This window comes from Enterobacter cloacae complex sp. GYL001 (assembly GCF_049237125.1).
GTDB classification, from domain to species: Bacteria; Pseudomonadota; Gammaproteobacteria; order Enterobacterales; family Enterobacteriaceae; genus Enterobacter; species Enterobacter hormaechei_C.
The window spans coordinates 168261-184890 of the sequence record NZ_JBMKGW010000006.1; the positions used below are offsets into that span (position 1 = coordinate 168261).

The 16630-nt window shown below is 54.1% G+C and carries 16 protein-coding genes; 6 read left to right on the forward strand and 10 right to left on the reverse strand.

Annotation, left to right across the window (positions count from 1 at the left end; genetic code table 11):
* Positions 1-95 precede the first annotated feature (95 nt).
* Complete coding sequence (locus ACOTWU_RS13400) at positions 96-368, forward strand: metal-sensing transcriptional repressor (RefSeq protein WP_015571258.1); 273 nt, start codon at positions 96-98, stop codon at positions 366-368.
* Here ACOTWU_RS13400 and ACOTWU_RS13405 read toward each other — a convergent pair.
* Positions 361-1929 carry an EAL domain-containing protein gene (locus ACOTWU_RS13405; protein WP_015571257.1) on the reverse strand — a complete coding sequence of 523 codons (1569 nt, stop codon included), beginning with the start codon at positions 1927-1929 and terminating at the stop codon, positions 361-363. The genes ACOTWU_RS13400 and ACOTWU_RS13405 overlap by 8 nt on opposite strands.
* 217 nt (positions 1930-2146) lie before the next feature.
* Here ACOTWU_RS13405 and ACOTWU_RS13410 point away from each other — a divergent pair, with 217 nt between their 5' ends.
* Together ACOTWU_RS13410 and ykgO are read left to right on the forward strand one after the other, a co-directional pair.
* Positions 2147-2407, forward strand: coding sequence for a type B 50S ribosomal protein L31 (locus ACOTWU_RS13410; RefSeq protein WP_015571255.1), 261 nt, complete (start codon positions 2147-2149; stop codon positions 2405-2407).
* Positions 2408-2409: 2 nt separating this feature from the next.
* Positions 2410-2550 carry a type B 50S ribosomal protein L36 gene (gene ykgO, locus ACOTWU_RS13415; RefSeq protein WP_003859006.1) on the forward strand — a complete coding sequence of 47 codons (141 nt, stop codon included), beginning with the start codon at positions 2410-2412 and terminating at the stop codon, positions 2548-2550.
* On the opposite strand, the gene ACOTWU_RS13420 is transcribed toward ykgO, so the two are convergent.
* On the reverse strand, positions 2547-3257 hold the full coding sequence (locus ACOTWU_RS13420; RefSeq protein WP_032670463.1) for a GNAT family N-acetyltransferase: 711 nt from the start codon (positions 3255-3257) through the stop codon (positions 2547-2549). The two genes, ykgO and ACOTWU_RS13420, sit on opposite strands and share 4 nt — an antisense overlap.
* A 101-nt stretch (positions 3258-3358) precedes the next feature.
* Between ACOTWU_RS13420 and ACOTWU_RS13425 the strand changes: the two genes are divergently transcribed.
* Positions 3359-4819 carry a PLP-dependent aminotransferase family protein gene (locus ACOTWU_RS13425; RefSeq protein ID WP_033486652.1) on the forward strand — a complete coding sequence of 487 codons (1461 nt, stop codon included), beginning with the start codon at positions 3359-3361 and terminating at the stop codon, positions 4817-4819.
* Here ACOTWU_RS13425 and ACOTWU_RS13430 read toward each other — a convergent pair.
* From ACOTWU_RS13430 to acrA, 6 genes are all read right to left on the reverse strand, one after another.
* Positions 4791-5258, reverse strand: coding sequence for a YlaC family protein (locus ACOTWU_RS13430; protein ID WP_015571252.1), 468 nt, complete (start codon positions 5256-5258; stop codon positions 4791-4793). The genes ACOTWU_RS13425 and ACOTWU_RS13430 overlap by 29 nt on opposite strands.
* Before the next feature lie 116 nt (positions 5259-5374).
* Positions 5375-5926 (reverse strand): maltose O-acetyltransferase, encoded by a 552-nt coding sequence (maa, locus tag ACOTWU_RS13435; protein WP_015571251.1) that lies wholly within the window; start codon positions 5924-5926, stop codon positions 5375-5377.
* Positions 5927-6134: 208 nt separating this feature from the next.
* On the reverse strand, positions 6135-6353 hold the full coding sequence (locus ACOTWU_RS13440) for an HHA domain-containing protein (protein WP_015571250.1): 219 nt from the start codon (positions 6351-6353) through the stop codon (positions 6135-6137).
* A gap of 27 nt (positions 6354-6380) precedes the next feature.
* The gene (tomB, locus tag ACOTWU_RS13445; RefSeq protein ID WP_006809850.1) at positions 6381-6755 is read right to left on the reverse strand and encodes an Hha toxicity modulator TomB; all 375 of its coding nucleotides are present in this window, start codon (positions 6753-6755) and stop codon (positions 6381-6383) included.
* 510 nt (positions 6756-7265) lie between these two features.
* Positions 7266-10412, reverse strand: coding sequence for a multidrug efflux RND transporter permease subunit AcrB (gene acrB / locus ACOTWU_RS13450; RefSeq protein WP_015571248.1), 3147 nt, complete (start codon positions 10410-10412; stop codon positions 7266-7268).
* A gap of 22 nt (positions 10413-10434) precedes the next feature.
* On the reverse strand, positions 10435-11628 hold the full coding sequence (gene acrA / locus ACOTWU_RS13455) for a multidrug efflux RND transporter periplasmic adaptor subunit AcrA (RefSeq protein WP_126499173.1): 1194 nt from the start codon (positions 11626-11628) through the stop codon (positions 10435-10437).
* 141 nt (positions 11629-11769) lie between these two features.
* Between acrA and acrR the strand changes: the two genes are divergently transcribed.
* Positions 11770-12423 carry a multidrug efflux transporter transcriptional repressor AcrR gene (acrR, locus tag ACOTWU_RS13460; RefSeq protein ID WP_015571247.1) on the forward strand — a complete coding sequence of 218 codons (654 nt, stop codon included), beginning with the start codon at positions 11770-11772 and terminating at the stop codon, positions 12421-12423.
* A 113-nt stretch (positions 12424-12536) separates the two neighbouring features.
* Positions 12537-15884 (forward strand): mechanosensitive channel MscK, encoded by a 3348-nt coding sequence (mscK, locus tag ACOTWU_RS13465; RefSeq protein ID WP_032671362.1) that lies wholly within the window; start codon positions 12537-12539, stop codon positions 15882-15884.
* A gap of 1 nt (position 15885) precedes the next feature.
* On the opposite strand, the gene rsmS is transcribed toward mscK, so the two are convergent.
* Together rsmS and priC are read right to left on the reverse strand one after the other, a co-directional pair.
* Entirely contained in the window at positions 15886-16062 is a 177-nt protein-coding gene (rsmS, locus tag ACOTWU_RS13470; RefSeq protein ID WP_017694394.1) for a pleiotropic regulatory protein RsmS, read from the reverse strand.
* 12 nt (positions 16063-16074) lie between these two features.
* Complete coding sequence (gene priC, locus ACOTWU_RS13475) at positions 16075-16602, reverse strand: primosomal replication protein N'' (RefSeq protein ID WP_017383213.1); 528 nt, start codon at positions 16600-16602, stop codon at positions 16075-16077.
* Between the last annotated feature and the right edge of the window lie 28 nt (positions 16603-16630).

Below are 16630 nucleotides of genomic sequence, written 5' to 3' on the forward strand. Positions count from 1 at the left end.
CCCCCCCAGTAGTATAATACTACCCCCCAGTAGAAAAATACCCAGGGGGAGTAGAGCGTGATATGCTTTTTACGCCACCAAAGAGGAGCTAAGCGATGTCACACACAGTTCGTGATAAAAAGAAGTTATTGACCCGCCTGAAAAAAATTCAGGGGCAAAGCGCTGCGCTGGAAAAAATGCTCAACAGCGATCATGAATGCGCCGAGGTGTTACAGCAGCTGGCGGCGATCAGGGGCGCGGTAAACGGCATGATGATGCAAGTAATTGAGGGACATTTAACCGATCACGTGGTGAAAGAGCCAGAGGAAGCGCAGCGCGAGGCCGATCTCGGGGTCGTGATGCAGGTGATCAAATCGTACCTTAAGTAATGTGCTTCTCCAGGTTGTGCCCGGCCCAGAGAATGAAATCCTCTTTAGGCAGTGCCTTGCTGAAATACCAGCCCTGGCCGTACTGCACGCCGTGGCGATGCAACCATTCAATCTGCCCTTCAGTTTCAATGCCTTCTGCGACCATCGCCAGTTTAAGCGATTTGGCCATTTCGATGATGTGGGGAGTCACGTTCTTGTACTCCAGCGCATCCACAAAGGATTTATCAATCTTCAGGGTATCGACATCCAGGTCCTGCAAATAGCTCAGGCTGGAGTAACCCGTACCAAAATCATCAATGTAGATAGCGTGCCCGGCGCGGCGAAACGCAGCGATGGCAGGCACGCTGACGGCGGGATCGGCAAAGCCGCGCTCGGTTAATTCAAGGGCGATCTGGCGCGGGTGGACGCCCCATTTGTTGAGCAACTGACTCAGCTGGCGAGGCAGCTCGGGGGACGTTAAATCCGATGGCGCAAGGTTGACAGAAATGTGCAGTTCCGGATGATGATGCAGCCAGGCGCCTAAATCCTCAAACACCTTATTCACCACCAGCTGCGTCAGCGTTGAAATAAGCCCCGTCTGCTCAGCCAGCGGCACAAAGAGATTGGGCGACAGGTGACTGCCATCTGGCTGCGGCCAGCGCATCAGCGCTTCAGCACCCACCAGTTTTCCACTGCACAGCGCCACGATGGGCTGATAGTAAACCTCGATCTCCCGGTTGTTGATTGCGTCGATCAGGCGGTTACGCGGGGATAACAAACGGCGGAGGATGCGCAGGACAATAAGGGCAGCAGCCAGGCTTAGCAAGATGCCAGCCGGTAGCCAGATGATCAGCTGCTGGTGCCAGGATTCCGCCAGCGGTTTTAACGACGCCCACGCGATCACCGTAAACCCCAGTTCGGGTACAGGTTTCAACACGTACATCGAGCCGTTGTATTGTACGCGCGTAACGTCCTGCTGCTCCTTAACGACAGAAAGAATATACGGGTCGACAATATTGCTTCTGGCAAATATCCGATGGGTTTCACTGCCCACCAGGGCGGCATCCATCGAAATTTCACCAAACGGGACAACATCCACAAGCGAGGCAGGATCAACCATCACCAGATAATGTCCTTTCCCCAGAACGGCCATATAGCGGTGAATGCCGAGGTCGTTTTGCGAGGTGAGCCACGCGCTATACCCGTCTGCGGTGATCCGCATCGGGGGCGGTAAGATCGCCGTATTACTGGATTGTTCAAGGGATGAGCAGAGCGGCTTCAGGTTATCGATATACATCACTTCCTGAATATAGCGCCATGAGAATTCAACCCGACGCATTTCGCGTAAATGCGGGGGAGTGCAGGGTGGGGCGTGGAATGTCTGTAGGTGCGTGAGCGCCTGTTTTGCCTGCGCAACGACTCTGTCGGTACGGATCAGGACGCGCGAGGCATAGCTGTCCAGAGCGTCCACAAATTTATCCTCTGCCTGACGATGCGCCAGCCAGATACTGAGGCACACAGGGACCAGCACAGAGAAGATCAGTATGCCTGTTACCAGGCTGACCAGATGTCGGGTTCGCATGCTGCTTTATCCTTTCCATATGCCCACCTTGGGCCTGGAGTTTGCGCGCCAGAAGAAAAAGTTTTTTATCGCTAAATGATATAGTTATAGCATGTGACAGTCTCAGGCAGGTATCTGAATCAACCTTTCAAAAACAGGCTGTGCGTGACAGGGGTTGTTTTTGCAGCAAAGCTCAGATAGTATTTTGTTATGTTATAACAATACATGAAGGCCAGAGATGAAACCGAATATCCATCCAACCTATCGCACCGTTGTGTTTCACGACACCACGGCTAATGAATACTTTAAAGTCGGCTCAACAATTAAGACAGACCGTGAAATTGAGCTGGAGGGGAAAACGTATCCCTACGTTACCCTTGATGTCTCCTCTAAATCACATCCGTTTTATACCGGGAAGCAGAAGACCTTCTCGACGGATGGCAGCGCGGCACGCTTCCGCAAGCGTTTTGGTGGCTTTCTTGATGCGAAGCGAGGCTAATCATGCAGGTGCTGAACTCATTACGCAGTGCAAAACAGCGTCACCCGGATTGCCAGATAGTCAAACGCAAGGGACGCTTATACGTGATCTGCAAATCTAACCCGCGCTTTAAGGCGGTGCAGGGACGTAAAAAAAGACGCTAAACGCGCGTCTCTCGCCAGCTTTCCAGGGAGCTTTTCTGTTTGCCATCGGCGGTAAAATTGTCGGTGGCAAGCCAGCTTTCAAACGCGCTCGCCAGCGCTGGCCACTCTTTGTCGAGAATTGAAAACCAGTCGGTGTCCCGGTTTCGGCCTTTAATGACCAGCGCCTGGCGAAAACGCCCTTCAAACTGAAAGCCCAGACGCAGAGCCGCTTTGCGGGAGGGTTCGTTCAGGCTGTTGCACTTCCATTCATAACGCCGGTAGCCCAGGGTATCGAACACGTACCGCATCAGCAGATACTGCGCTTCTGTCGACATGGGCGTGCGACTTAACAGTGACGAGAAGTGAACATGTCCCACTTCCACAACGCCGTTTTTAGGATCGATCCGCATCAGGGACAGCGTCCCGACAGGAGACTGGGTCTGGTTATCGATAACGGTAAAGTGGATGGGATCGGCTAATTCGCTCACGCTCGCCACCCATTCGGCAAACTCCTCTGCGGTGGCATCGGGTTCACGCAGCAGCCACGTCCAGCTTCGGGTATCTCCGGCCAGGGAATACGCAGAGAACAACGCCGGGGCATGCTCCACGCGCAGCGGCTCAAGCCGACAATAGCGACCCTGAAGTATCACCCGGGACGGGTGCGGGCGAGGCTGCCAGTCGAAAAGGCTTTCACCTACAGGTTGTCCAAACTCATTGAATGTATTCATCTTTATTCCCGTCACATTGAAAAGATCTCCAGATTAATGAATTGCTGGTTCCTTAAAAAGAACCACCAGGCTATGTTTTTCTGGTACCACGAGGAGGAATGATGAATATACCGGGTGATGAGCTTTACACCTTGCTCCATGCTGCGCTGAAAAAACGTGGGGAAGAGACGCTCCAGCGTGCGCTCTATCTTGCTTTGCGGGAGGCCATACTGTGCGGAAGGCTCCGGTCCGGCAGCCATTTGCCCGGCTCGCGAACGCTGGCGCAGCAGATCTCGGTGTCCCGAAATACCGTCAATGCGGCGCTGGACCAGCTCACGCTCGAAGGTTATTTGCTGCGTAGCCGCCAGGGTACGCGGGTGGGGCAATTCGCTCCTCGGACGATTACCCGGACATTACCGGACCCGGACGTCAGGCTGACAAAACGTGTCGCCCTGCTGCCCGCGCCTGTGCCGCGCGACACCCCGGTGATGGCGTTTACGCCGGGAACGCCTGCCATCAACTATTTCCCCTTACCGCTGTGGCGGCGGTTGTACGATCGTGTTCTGCGCGAGGAGGGAAGCACCCTGTTAGGGTATGGCGACCCGGCCGGCGAGCCGACGCTGCGGGCCGCCGTTGCCCGCCATCTTGCGCTGTCCCGCGGCATTGACTGCGATGCCAGCCAGATTGTGATAACCGAAGGGGCGCTGGAGGGCGTCAATCTGTGCACGATGCTGTTAAGCGAGCCGGGGGATGTTGCCTGGGTGGAAAATCCCGGCTATAGCGGCGCCAAAAGCGCTTTCGTCAAAACCGGCCTGGCGATGTCCGGCATACCGGTGGATGACGAGGGGATGTGCTGGGAAGGGTTGTCTGCGCCTTCACCCACGCTGATTTTTACCTCGCCATCGCATCAGTTCCCTTGCGGAAGCGTGCTCAGCGCGCGGCGGCGTCTGGCGCTGCTGGAACTGGCCCGGCAGCACAGCGCGTGGATCATTGAGGATGATTACGACAGCGAATTTCGTTATACCGGTGAGCCCGTCCCGGCGATGCTCGGAATGGTCAACAATGCGCCCGTTGTGTATCTGGGGACGTTCAGCAAAACGCTGTTTCCATCGCTCCGGATGGGGTTCATGGTGTTACCGCCAGCGCTGGCGAAGGCGGCGCGTCCGGCCATCGGCTCGCTGCTGCGCGGCGGGCATCGCGCTGAACAGCGCACCCTGGCGCTGTTTATTGAGGAAGGCCACTATGCACGACATCTTGCCGCCATGCGCCGCCTTTATCGTAAGCGTTACCGCCAGCTGCGGGAGGTGCTGAGCGCAGAGCTTCATACGCCGCATCGTGTTCTTGCCGGGGAAGGGGGAATGCATCTGACGCTGGCAATTGACGGTATCGACGACCAGCGGCTGGTGGAGCAGGCGAGAGCGTTTCAGCTGGCACCCGCTGCGCTGAGCGGGTATTACCTTGAGACGAAGCAGGGGCAAACCGGTCTGGTTTTAGGTTACGGTAATACCTCTGCTTCGCAGTTTGCGCCGGGTATCCGACGTCTTCAGGCGCTCATTACACAGCAGTGGGGCGGGAAAGGGTAAAGACATCATAAAAAGAGAGCTGGCCCTTAGTGATGACCATTTTCTGCAACTTCTCTTTTTGCCCGGCTTCGACGGCTGGCGAGTGCAGGATGCTGTCGATCAGCTCCTTCGGCACGTAGCGCGTGTTGTACCACTCCCCGTTGTAGCACACGCGGAAATCGAGTACGTCGATATCTTCATACCGGTAACGCGGATTGACGTCGAAAAAGAAAAACGCGTTAAACACCACGAACAGCACAACCAGTAGCCAGACGGAATCGACCAGTGTTTCAGACTTCAGCATGACGATAAGCGTTGCCAGCCAGGCGGCGTACATGGCGACGAACAATCCGGGGTGTTTGCGAATAAAGCTGATGCTAAAGCGCGGGCGATTGTCGCGCTTTTCGCGGGTATTGAGATCGTCGATGGTGGCGGTAAGCAGGCGCTGTATCTCTGTCATTTTTTGCCTTTATGATTGTTAAAAATACAGGTGATCTGCCTATTTTATGAGAGGGGTTTATGCGATGAAAGTAACAGTTATGCCAGGAAAAAGCATAACAGTTACTCAGGATGCGCTTAGATCATTTTAATGATTTTCGCCGGATTCCCGCCCACTACCGCATTGGCCGGCACGTCTTTGGTCACTACCGCGCCGGAAGCGATAACGGCATTATCGCCAATGGTCACGCCTGGATTAATCACCGCGCGTCCGCCGATCCAGACATTATCACCAATGGTGACCGGTTTACCGTACTCCAGCCCGCTGTTACGTTCGGTCGCATCCAGAGGATGCGTGGCCGTATAAATGTGCACTCCCGGCGCAAGCATACAGTTATCGCCAATGCGTACAGGGCAGACGTCCAGCATGACGCAATCGAAGTTAGCGTAAAAATTGTTGCCCAGATAGATGTTATACCCGTAGTCGCAGCGGAAGCTTGGCTCTATATAGGCACCTTCGCTTTGACCCAGCAGGTCAGCTAATAAGGCGCGACGTTCGGCCTTCTCATCGGGTGCGGTATGGTTATAGCGGTGAACAAGATGACGCGCGCGTAAACGGTCAGCCCTCAGCGTGTCATCGCCAGGGCGGTAATATTCACCTGCAATCATCTTCTGTTTTTCTTCACTCATGGGAACCTCTCTGGAATCGTTTTACGCAGCGTAAAGAGGATTAACCAGAAAGGGAACGTTCCCTAAAAGTGGCTGTGACGGGAGTCACAACATTCTTGCGCATAAATACGTTTTATACGGGAACCTGGCGTTTGCATTTGAAGCGTAATTCGAAAGGTAAATTCAGCTTAACAACGGGCGTAATGCCTTTACAGTCTCTCTTCAACGATTAACGAACAAATTTCCACACCGAAGAGGGGATCTTGTCATACAGTTTATTCATGGTCAGCTCAGCAAGACGATGGTCGGCAGCTGAATAAAATACCGCCAGTTCATTATCAGACAGCTCGTATTTATTTTTCTCAATAACACGTTCGAGAGTGTCAATTGACTGGCAGCGTCGCAGGCGCATCAAATAATCGACTTTTGTTAATGGTTTATCAGACATAAATTCACCTTAGTAATTGTAATAATTTTAACAGGAAAGACTAACCGGATTAGCTCTGCTGACATTAGTGAAGCAGCGAAATAGACGGTTTCCTGATTTACGCCATTTCTGCAAATCCTGTGCGTTAATGCCGTAGCTGCTGAACAACATAAAGGTGTCGTCCAGGTATTCATCAATTTGCTCTATCAACTTATTATCTTCATTGTACTTAATTTTATAATTAAGTGCGAAGGTGGCGATATGCTCGATCAGCTCGTTAAGCTGTAAATTGATAGCAGACGTTGGATCGTTCACCCAGCCATGGTTACTTTCTTCAAGATTGGCAAGGCAGTCATGGTACAAGGATTCGCAGAGAAATTTCAACTGCGCGATATCATGCCTTTTTGGCGAGTACTCGTCCATAGCGCATCCCCTTCTGAGTGATTTTTTACTCACCGAACATCATGTCGGGATGGATACAACTTGCTTAGCCACACGGGAGCTGTGTTCCTGATAACTCTAACTATAAGCCACTCTGATCAAGATTTCACCGCGCTATTACGAAAAATTACAATTAAATCGTTACTGTTCGAGCCTTTACGCAAATCTACCTTTTGCAGCGAACGCGTTAATCAATAAAAAAGACGATTTTTATCGGTTCCTTAGAATTCATTGAGTTAGCGCAAAGTTTCATGTGAAGTCCGAAACCAGATATCTTCAGATATTTTCCATTGCTTAGGAATAGTCCGAATAATTTACGTCACGAAATGATAATAAAAGAATGCTGAGTTCCTGGTGTAAGTTATCGGCCTATTATGATAGGCCTTATTAAAAAAGAGGAAAATAAATAGAAAGGCAATAGGTCTATTTTATGATTTTTTCTGAAAAAGAAAAAGGCCGCAAATGCGGCCTTTTTATCATGTGAAACCGGTATCAGTGATGTTCTACCGAATGATTGTGCTCAACGTCTTCATTCTTACGGCTGAAGCGGCGGCGAACCACCACGAAGAACACCGGTACGAAGAAGATCGCAAGAACGGTCGCGGTTACCATCCCACCCATTACGCCGGTACCTACTGCGTTCTGTGCGCCGGAGCCCGCGCCGGAGCTGATAACCAGCGGCATAACGCCGAGGATAAATGCCAGGGACGTCATCAGGATTGGACGCAAACGCATACGAACGGCTTCCAGCGTTGCTTCAATCAGGCCTTTTCCTTCTTTCTCCATCAGATCTTTGGCGAATTCGACGATTAGTATCGCGTTCTTCGCCGACAAGCCAATGGTTGTCAGCAGGCCCACCTGGAAGTAAACGTCGTTGGTCAGCCCACGGAACGTTGCGGCAAGCAGCGCACCGATAACCCCCAGCGGAACCACCAGCATAACGGAGAATGGAATCGACCAGCTCTCATACAATGCCGCCAGACACAGGAACACCACAATCAGTGAAATGGCGTACAGGGCAGGGGCCTGGTTACCGGACAGACGTTCCTGATAGGACATGCCGGTCCAGTCGTAGCCGACACCCGCAGGCAGTTTGCTGGCCAGTTCTTCCATCAGGTTCATGGCTTCACCGGTGCTTCGGCCCGGGGCTGCCTGACCGAGGATTTCCATCGATGGCAAGCCGTTATAACGCTCCAGACGCGGTGAACCGTATTCCCAGCGCGAGGTTGAGAAGGCGGAGAACGGCACCATCTGGCCATCGCTGCCGCGAACATACCAGTTGTTGATATCGTTCGGCAGCATACGGTATTGCGCTTCGGACATCACGTAGACTTTCTTCACGCGACCACGGTCGATGAAGTCGTTGACGTAGCTGCCACCCCAGGCTGCACCCAGCGTGGTATTAATGTCGCTGATGGAAACACCCAGCGCCTGCGCTTTTTCCTGGTCGATATCGATCTTGTACTGCGGCGTATCTTCCAGACCGTTAGGACGTACGCCCACCAGCAGGTCAGGGTGTTTTGCCACCTCGCCAAACAGCTGGTTACGCGCCTGAGTCAGTTTTTCGTGGCCCAGACCGCCCTGGTCAATCAGCTGGAAGTCGAAGCCGGTCGCCGTACCCAGTTCAACAATCGCTGGCAGGTTAAAGGCGAAGACCATCGCATCTTTAATCTGTGAGAAGGTGCCCATCGCGCGGCCGGTAATGGCTTCTACCTTGTTCTCTGCGCCCGGACGTTCAGACCAGTCTTTCAGAGAAACGAAGGCGATACCGGTGTTCTGACCACGACCCGCGAAGCCAAAGCCGTTAACCGCAAACACGGATTCGACGTTGTCTTTCTCTTTGGTCAGGAAGTAGTCGGTCATTTCATCCAGCACCTTTTGCGTACGCTCTTGCGTCGCACCGGCCGGAAGCTGCGCCATACTCAGGAACACGCCCTGGTCTTCATCTGGCAGGAACGAGCTTGGCAGACGAACGAACAGGAAAGCCATGCCCACCACGATGATGATATAGAGCAGCAGGTAACGACCGGTGCTGCGCAGGATGTTACCCACGCTGTCGGTGTAGTGGTGCGTACTCTTATCAAACATGCGGTTGAACCAGCCGAAGAAGCCTTTATGCTCGCCGTGACCGCCTTTCTGAATCGGCTTCAGCATCGTCGCGCACAGGGCTGGCGTCAGGATCAGTGCAACCAGTACCGACAGCGCCATCGCCGAAACTATGGTGATGGAGAACTGACGGTAAATCGCACCGGTAGAGCCACCAAAGAAGGCCATCGGGATAAATACCGCAGACAGTACCATCGCGATACCGACCAGCGCGCCCTGGATCTGGCCCATTGATTTACGGGTTGCTTCCTTCGGCGGCAGGCCTTCTTCCGCCATGACACGCTCGACGTTTTCGACCACCACGATGGCGTCATCCACCAGCAAGCCGATGGCGAGCACCATCCCGAACATCGTCAGGGTGTTTATCGAGTAGCCAAATATCGCCAGCACCGCGAAGGTCCCGAGCAGTACAACCGGCACGGCGATGGTTGGGATCAGCGTTGCGCGGAAGTTTTGCAGGAACAAGTACATCACCAGGAAGACGAGAATGATCGCCTCAACCAGGGTTTTCACCACTTCGTGAATCGAAATTTTAACGAATGGCGTGGTGTCATACGGATAAACGATTTTCAGACCTGACGGGAAGAACGGTTCCATCTTCTTCAGTTCTGCACGGATAGCCGTCGCGGTGTCCAGGGCGTTCGCGCCCGTCGCCAGTTTGATACCCAGACCGGAAGCCGGTTTACCGTTGAACTTTGCAATGATGTCGTAGTTCTCACCGCCCAGCTCAACCTTCGCCACGTCACGCAGGCGAACCTGCGAACCGTCCTGATTCACCTTCAGCAGAATTTTGCTGAACTCATCGGCGGAGGTCAGACGCGTTTGCGCGATGATCGACGCGTTAAGCTGCTGGCCTTTCACCGGCGGTGTACCACCCAACTGACCGGCGGCAACCTGGGCGTTCTGCGCTTTAATTGCGCTGATCACGTCAACCGGCGTCAGCTGGAAGTTGTTCAGTTTATTCGGATCCATCCAGATACGCATCGCGTACTGGGAACCGAACAGCTGAACGTCACCCACACCAGACGTACGGCTGATGGCGTCCTTCATGTTGGCGCCCACGTAGTCGGAAATATCCTCCTGCGTCATGGTGCCGTTGGTGTTGATCACGCCGACAACCATCAGGAAGCTACTGGACGATTTCTCGACGCTCACGCCCTGCTGTTGTACTTCCTGCGGCAGCAGAGGCATCGCCAGCTGCAATTTGTTCTGCACCTGAACCTGTGCAATGTCCGCATCCGTACCGGATTCAAAGGTCAGGGTGATCTGAACCGTACCGGTTGAGTCACTGTTTGAGGACATGTACATCAGGTTATCGATACCGTTCATGTTCTGTTCGATAACCTGCGTAACGGTATCCTGCACCGTTTTGGCATCAGCGCCCGGATAGGTTGCGGAGATCGTCACTGCCGGCGGCGCAATCGTTGGATATTGCGCGACAGGCAGCTTCAGGATCGCAAGTCCCCCGGCCAGCATGATGATTATGGCGATCACCCACGCAAATATGGGGCGATCGATAAAGAAATTAGGCATGTCTTAACGGCTCCTGTTTAAGTTAAGACTTGGTTTGTTCTGACTGGCCAGCGGCCGACGCTTGTTGTTTGTCGTCAGATTTCACTTCCTGAGCTTTGACCTGCGCACCAGGACGAACTTTTTGCAAACCAGTAATAATTACGCGATCGCCATCTTTCAGACCTTCCGTTACCAGCCACTTGTCGCCAATCGCCTGCGTTGCAGTGATATTGCGTGTTTCGACTTTGTTATCGGCACCCACAACCAGTGCGCTCGCATCGCCGCGTGGCGTACGGGTCACACCTTGCTGAGGAACCAGAATGGCGCTTGGGTTAGTCCCTTCCTCAAGACGGGCGCGTACGAACATACCGGGCAGCAGGGTTTTATCCGGATTGGGGAAAATGGCCCGGATGGTGATAGAGCCGGTGGTCTGATCGACGGTCACATCAGAAAATTCCAGTGTGCCAGTCTGTGAGAACTTGATACCGTCGTTGGTAACCAGTTCCACTTTGGCTTTACCGTTTTCCTGTTTCAGGGTGCCGTTAGCCAGCTCCTGTTTGAGACGCAGGAAATCGTTGCTGGACTGGGTGACGTCAACGTAGATCGGGTCGAGCTGCTGCACGGTGGCCAGCGCGTTGGTTTGACCGTTCTGCACCAGCGCACCTTCGGTGACGGCTGATTTACCAATGCGACCGCTGATAGGGGAGGTCACTTTGGTGTAGGCCAGGTTAATACGCGCGGTTTCTACCGCCGCTTTCGCCGCCACAACGGCTGCGTTGGCTTGCTGTGCATCGGCCAGGGCAGAATCGTAATCCTGTTGGCTGATGTACTGCGTGCCGAGCAGTTTCTTGTAACGATTCAACGTCAGCTGCGAGATTTTGGCTGCCGCTTCGGCTTTGGCCAGATCGCCCTTAGCGCTCTCATAAGACGCCTGATAGGTTGCTGGATCAATCTGATACAGAGACTCGCCTGCCTTGACATCACCGCCTTCGGTGAAGTTACGTTTCAGGATGATACCGTTCACCTGCGGACGCACTTCCGCAATGCGGTAGGCGCTGGTGCGGCCCGGTAGTTCTGTTGTCATCTGGAGAGGTTCGGATTTGAGCGTCACGACGCCAACTTCTGGCACCTGCTGAGCTCCTTGTTGAGCCTGTTTGTCGTCACATCCTGTAAGCGCTAAGCTGCCTGAGAGCATCAGAACGACCGCCAGAGGCGTTAACCCTCTGTTTTTGTTCATATGTAAACCTCGAGTGTCCGATTTCAAATTGATCAAGGGTCCTGAGTCTAAAAACCCATTGCTGCGTTTATATTATCGTCATGCTATGGTACATACATTCATAAATGTATGTAAATCTGACTCCTGTAAATTCATCAACGTATGGCACGAAAAACCAAACAACAAGCGCTGGAAACCCGACAACACATTCTGGATGTGGCAATGCGTTTGTTCTCACAGCAGGGTGTTTCGGCAACCTCGCTGGCACAGATTGCTCAGGCCGCGGGCGTCACGCGGGGAGCGATTTACTGGCATTTCAAAGACAAGTCCGATCTGTTTGGTGAAATCTGGGAGCTTTCAGAGTCCAGCATTAGCGATCTTGAGAGTGAGTATCGGGCAAAATTCCCTCACGATCCACTCTCAGTGTTAAGAGAAATTCTAGTATATATCCTTGAAGCGACGGTTGTTGAAGAGCGTCGGCGTCTGATGATGGAAATCATCTTCCATAAATGTGAGTTCGTTGGTGAAATGGCGGTGGTTCAACAGGCGCAGCGCGACCTGTGTCTGGAAAGCTACGATCGCATCGAACAGGTCCTCACGGAGTGCATGCAGGCCAAAATGCTTCCTGCCACATTACTCACCCGCCGGGCGGCGATCCTGATGCGCAGCTATATTTCCGGCCTGATGGAAAACTGGCTTTTTGCTCCGGAGTCGTTCGATCTCAGATCAGAGGCGCGCAGCTACGTCGAAATTTTTCTTGAGATGTGCCAGCTCTGTCCGACCCTTCAAAGTAAACTTAGCCCGCGCTCTGCCTGATCGGGCATGGTAAAAATCGTAGACCCTTTCCGTCGTACTATTCTGCTTCAGCCGGGCGTGATATCCTTCATGCCCGACTATTTCCGGTCATTTCTCACATCACATTCACAACTATGCTGCACATCAATCGCTCGCAACATCCTGTTCTGGCCCTGTTTTTGATCCTGCTGTTTTACTTTGCAGCCGCGCCGCTTTCATGGGCACGTGCAGACAACGGCAGTGACATTCCCACGCGTGCTGATGTTCAGTCGCAACTCGACACCCTGAATAAGCAAAAAGATCTCTCCGCCCAGGAAAAACTCGTTCAGCAGGATCTGACGGAAACCCTGGAAACGCTGGACAAGATCGATCGCATCAAAGCCGAAACGGCCCAGCTACGGCAGAAGGTCGCTCAGGCGCCGGAGAACATGCGTAAGGCAACGGAGGCGCTGAGTGCGCTCAGCGACGTCGATAACGACGATGAAACCCGAAAAACGCTTGCCACGCTGTCGTTGCGCCAGCTTGAGTCGCGCGTGGCGCAGCTGCTGGACGATCTGCAAACGGCGCAATCCGATCTCTCAACCTACAACAGCCAGCTGGTTTCGCTGCAAACCCAGCCTGAGCGTGTGCAGAACGCCATGTACTCGGCGTCGCAACAGCTACAGCAGATACGTAACCGTCTGAATGGCATCACCGTGGGGGAAGGGGCGCTTCGTCCCACCCAGCAAACGCTGCTGAACATCCAACAGACGCTGCTAAACGCGGAGATTGAACAGCAGCGTAAGAGCCTGGAAGGCAACACGGTGCTACAGGATGCGCTGCAAAAACAGCGTGACTACGTGACCGCGAATATCAACCGGCTTGAGCATCAGCTTCAGCTGTTGCAGGAAGCGGTGAACAGCAAGCGCCTGACGCTGACTGAAAAAACGGCGCAGGAAGCGGTTTCGCCAGACGAGACGGCCCGTATTCAGGCCAACCCGCTGGTGAAGCAGGAGCTGGAGATTAACCACCAGCTGAGCGAGCGTCTGATTCAGGCGACTGAAAACGGCAGCGCGCTGGTGCAGCAAAATATTAAGGTCAAAAATTGGCTGGATCGCGCTTTGCAGGCCGAGCGCAACGTCAAGGAGCAGATTGCCGTCCTGAAGGGCAGCCTGCTGCTGTCGCGCATTCTCTACCAGCAACAGCAGACGCTGCCGTCCGCCGACGAGCTGGAAGACATGACCAACCGCATTGCGGATTTGCGTCTTGAACAGTTTGACGTTAACCAGCAGCGCGATGCGCTATTCCAGAGCGATACCTTCGTTGCCAAAGTGGAAGAGGGCCATTCAGGTGAAGTGAACGCTGAAGTTCACGACGCGCTGTTGCAGGTGGTGGACATGCGCCGCGAATTGCTCGATCAGCTTAACAAGCAGCTGGGCAACCAGCTGATGATGGCGATTAACCTGCAAATCAACCAGCAGCAGCTGGTGAGCGTTTCTAAAAGCCTCCAGGAGATCCTGACCCAGCAGATTTTCTGGGTGAACAGCAATAAACCCATGGACTGGGACTGGTTTAAATCTTTCCCGGAAACGCTGAAATCCCAGATCAAAAGCATGAAAATTACCGTGAACTGGGAGAAAGCCTGGCCTGCGGTGATGATCGCCTTCCTGACGGGGCTGCCTTTGCTGCTCATCGCTGGCGTCATACGCTGGCGTTTGAAATGGCTGAAACAGTACCAGGCGAAGCTGGCCTCGGAAGTGGGGCAACTGCGTAACGACAGCCAACTGCACACCCCGAAAGCGATCCTGATCGATCTGATCCGTGCTCTGCCGGTCTGCCTGTTGATACTCGCCGTGGGCCTGATCCTGCTGACCATGCAGCTGAATATCAGCGATCTGCTGTGGGCGTTCAGCAAGAAGCTGGCGCTGTTCTGGCTGGTGTTTGGTCTGTGCTGGAAAGTGCTGGAAAAAGATGGCGTCGCCGTCCGCCACTTCAACATGCCGGAAAAACTCACCAGCCACTGGCGTCGCCAGATTGTGCGCATCAGCCTCGCGCTGCTGCCGCTGCACTTCTGGTCAGTTGTGGCGGAGCTTTCCCCGCTGCACCTGATGGATGACGTGCTGGGGCAACTGGTGATTATGCTGAACCTGCTGCTGATTGCCGTTCTGATGTGGCCAATGTGCCGCGACAGCTGGCGGGATAAAGAGTCCCACAATCTTCGTCTGGCTACCGTAACGGTACTGGCGATCATTCCTCTGGCGCTGATGGTGCTGACGGCGACGGGTTACTTCTATACCACGCTGCGTCTGTCCGGCCGCTGGATCGAAACGGTTTATCTGGTGATTGTATGGAACCTGCTGTTCCAGACCGTGCTGCGTGGTTTGAGCGTGGCGGCGCGCCGCATTGCTTATCGTCGTGCTGTTGCCCGTCGGCAGCATCAGGTGAAAGAGGGGGCTGAAGGGGCAGAGCCGCAGGAAGAGCCGACCATTGCTCTGGAGCAGGTTAACCAGCAAACGATGCGTATTACCATGCTGGTGATGATCGCCCTGTTTGCGGTGATGTTCTGGGCCATCTGGTCTGATTTAATTACCGTCTTCGCCTACCTCGACAGTATCACGCTCTGGCAATACAACGGTACCGAAGCGGGCGCTGCGGTAATGAAAAGCGTCACCATGGGCAGCCTGCTCTTTGCGCTGGTGTCGTCAGTGGTTGCCTGGGCGTTGATCCGCAACCTGCCGGGTCTGCTGGAAGTGCTGGTGCTCTCAAGGCTGAACCTGCGTCAGGGGGCGTCGTACGCCATTACCACCATCCTGAACTATGTCATTATTATTGTCGGGGCGATGACGGTATTCGGCTCGCTGGGCGTCTCGTGGGATAAACTCCAGTGGCTGGCGGCGGCGTTGTCGGTGGGTCTGGGCTTCGGCTTGCAGGAGATCTTCGGTAACTTTGTCTCTGGCCTGATTATCCTGTTCGAACGTCCGGTGCGTATCGGCGATACCGTCACCATCGGTACTTTCTCCGGGACCGTCAGCAAGATCCGCATTCGTGCGACCACCATTACCGACTTCGATCGTAAAGAGGTGATCATCCCGAACAAAGCGTTTGTGACCGAGCGTCTGATCAACTGGTCGCTCTCGGATACCACCACTCGCGTGGTGATCCGACTCGGGGTGGCCTATGGCTCGGATCTGGACAAGGTGAAAGAGGTACTGCTGAAGGCGGCAGCTGACCATCCAAAAGTGATGCACGATCCTGCGCCAGCGGTATTCTTCACCACCTTCGGGCCGAGCACTTTGGATCATGAGCTGCGCCTGTACGTACGCGAACTGCGCGATCGCAGCTACACCGTCGATGAGCTGAACCGCACCATTGACCGTCTGTGTCGTGAAAACGATATTAATATCGCCTTTAATCAGCTTGAGGTTCATCTGCGCAACGAGAAAGGCGATGAGCATACGGAAGTGAAGCGCGAGATTAAGGGGGACGACCCTACTCCCGCCTAATCTATTTCCCTCTCCCCTCTGGGGAGAGGGTAGGGTGAGGGGGAAGTTTCCCCTCAAAATCTCGTCGCACAATCTCCAGTGCTTTCAGCACCGTCTCCGCCGGGATCTCGTGATTCTCCAGCAGCATAATTAAATCGACGGCCAGCTTGACCTCGTCGGGGGCATTTTCCAGTGACATCAGTGGCTCCTGTTAACGGGTCAGGCGTTCGATGACGCGTTCAATCTCATCCAGCGCCTGACGGCAGCGGACGATGCGGCCTTCCAGCGCGCTGATTTCACGCATTAATAACTGCTGCTCTTCCAGCGTTTCGCTGGTGTTCAGGCGGGCTTCGCGCTCGCGCTTCATCTCAAACAGACGGCGCTCAAACTCCTGGTTCTCCAGCCGCTTGCGCTGCCATTTACCGAGCCCCGGCGAGGCGCTGTCCCACGCCCGTAACGGCCAGGCGGCGATTTCCCGGTGCAGGGCGGTGATCTGCTCGGTAAGATGCTCCGCAAGCCACGCGACCTGTTCCTGCTGTTCACTCTCAACCGCGTGACGAAGCTCGTCGAGATTGGTCTGCGCTTCAGCAAGATAATCCTCAATGACCGTGCTGCGGGTGCGGAAGAGCTGTCGGTCAAAGCGCGGTTTCAGCGTGGCGTGGCCCATCAACGGCGTGGCCTGCGCCCGCAGCGCGATCAGCTGATTTTGCAGCCTCTCAAGAAGCAGTGCTGTTTTCAAGGCGCTCTCCAGTGGTAAAGTAGCCGTT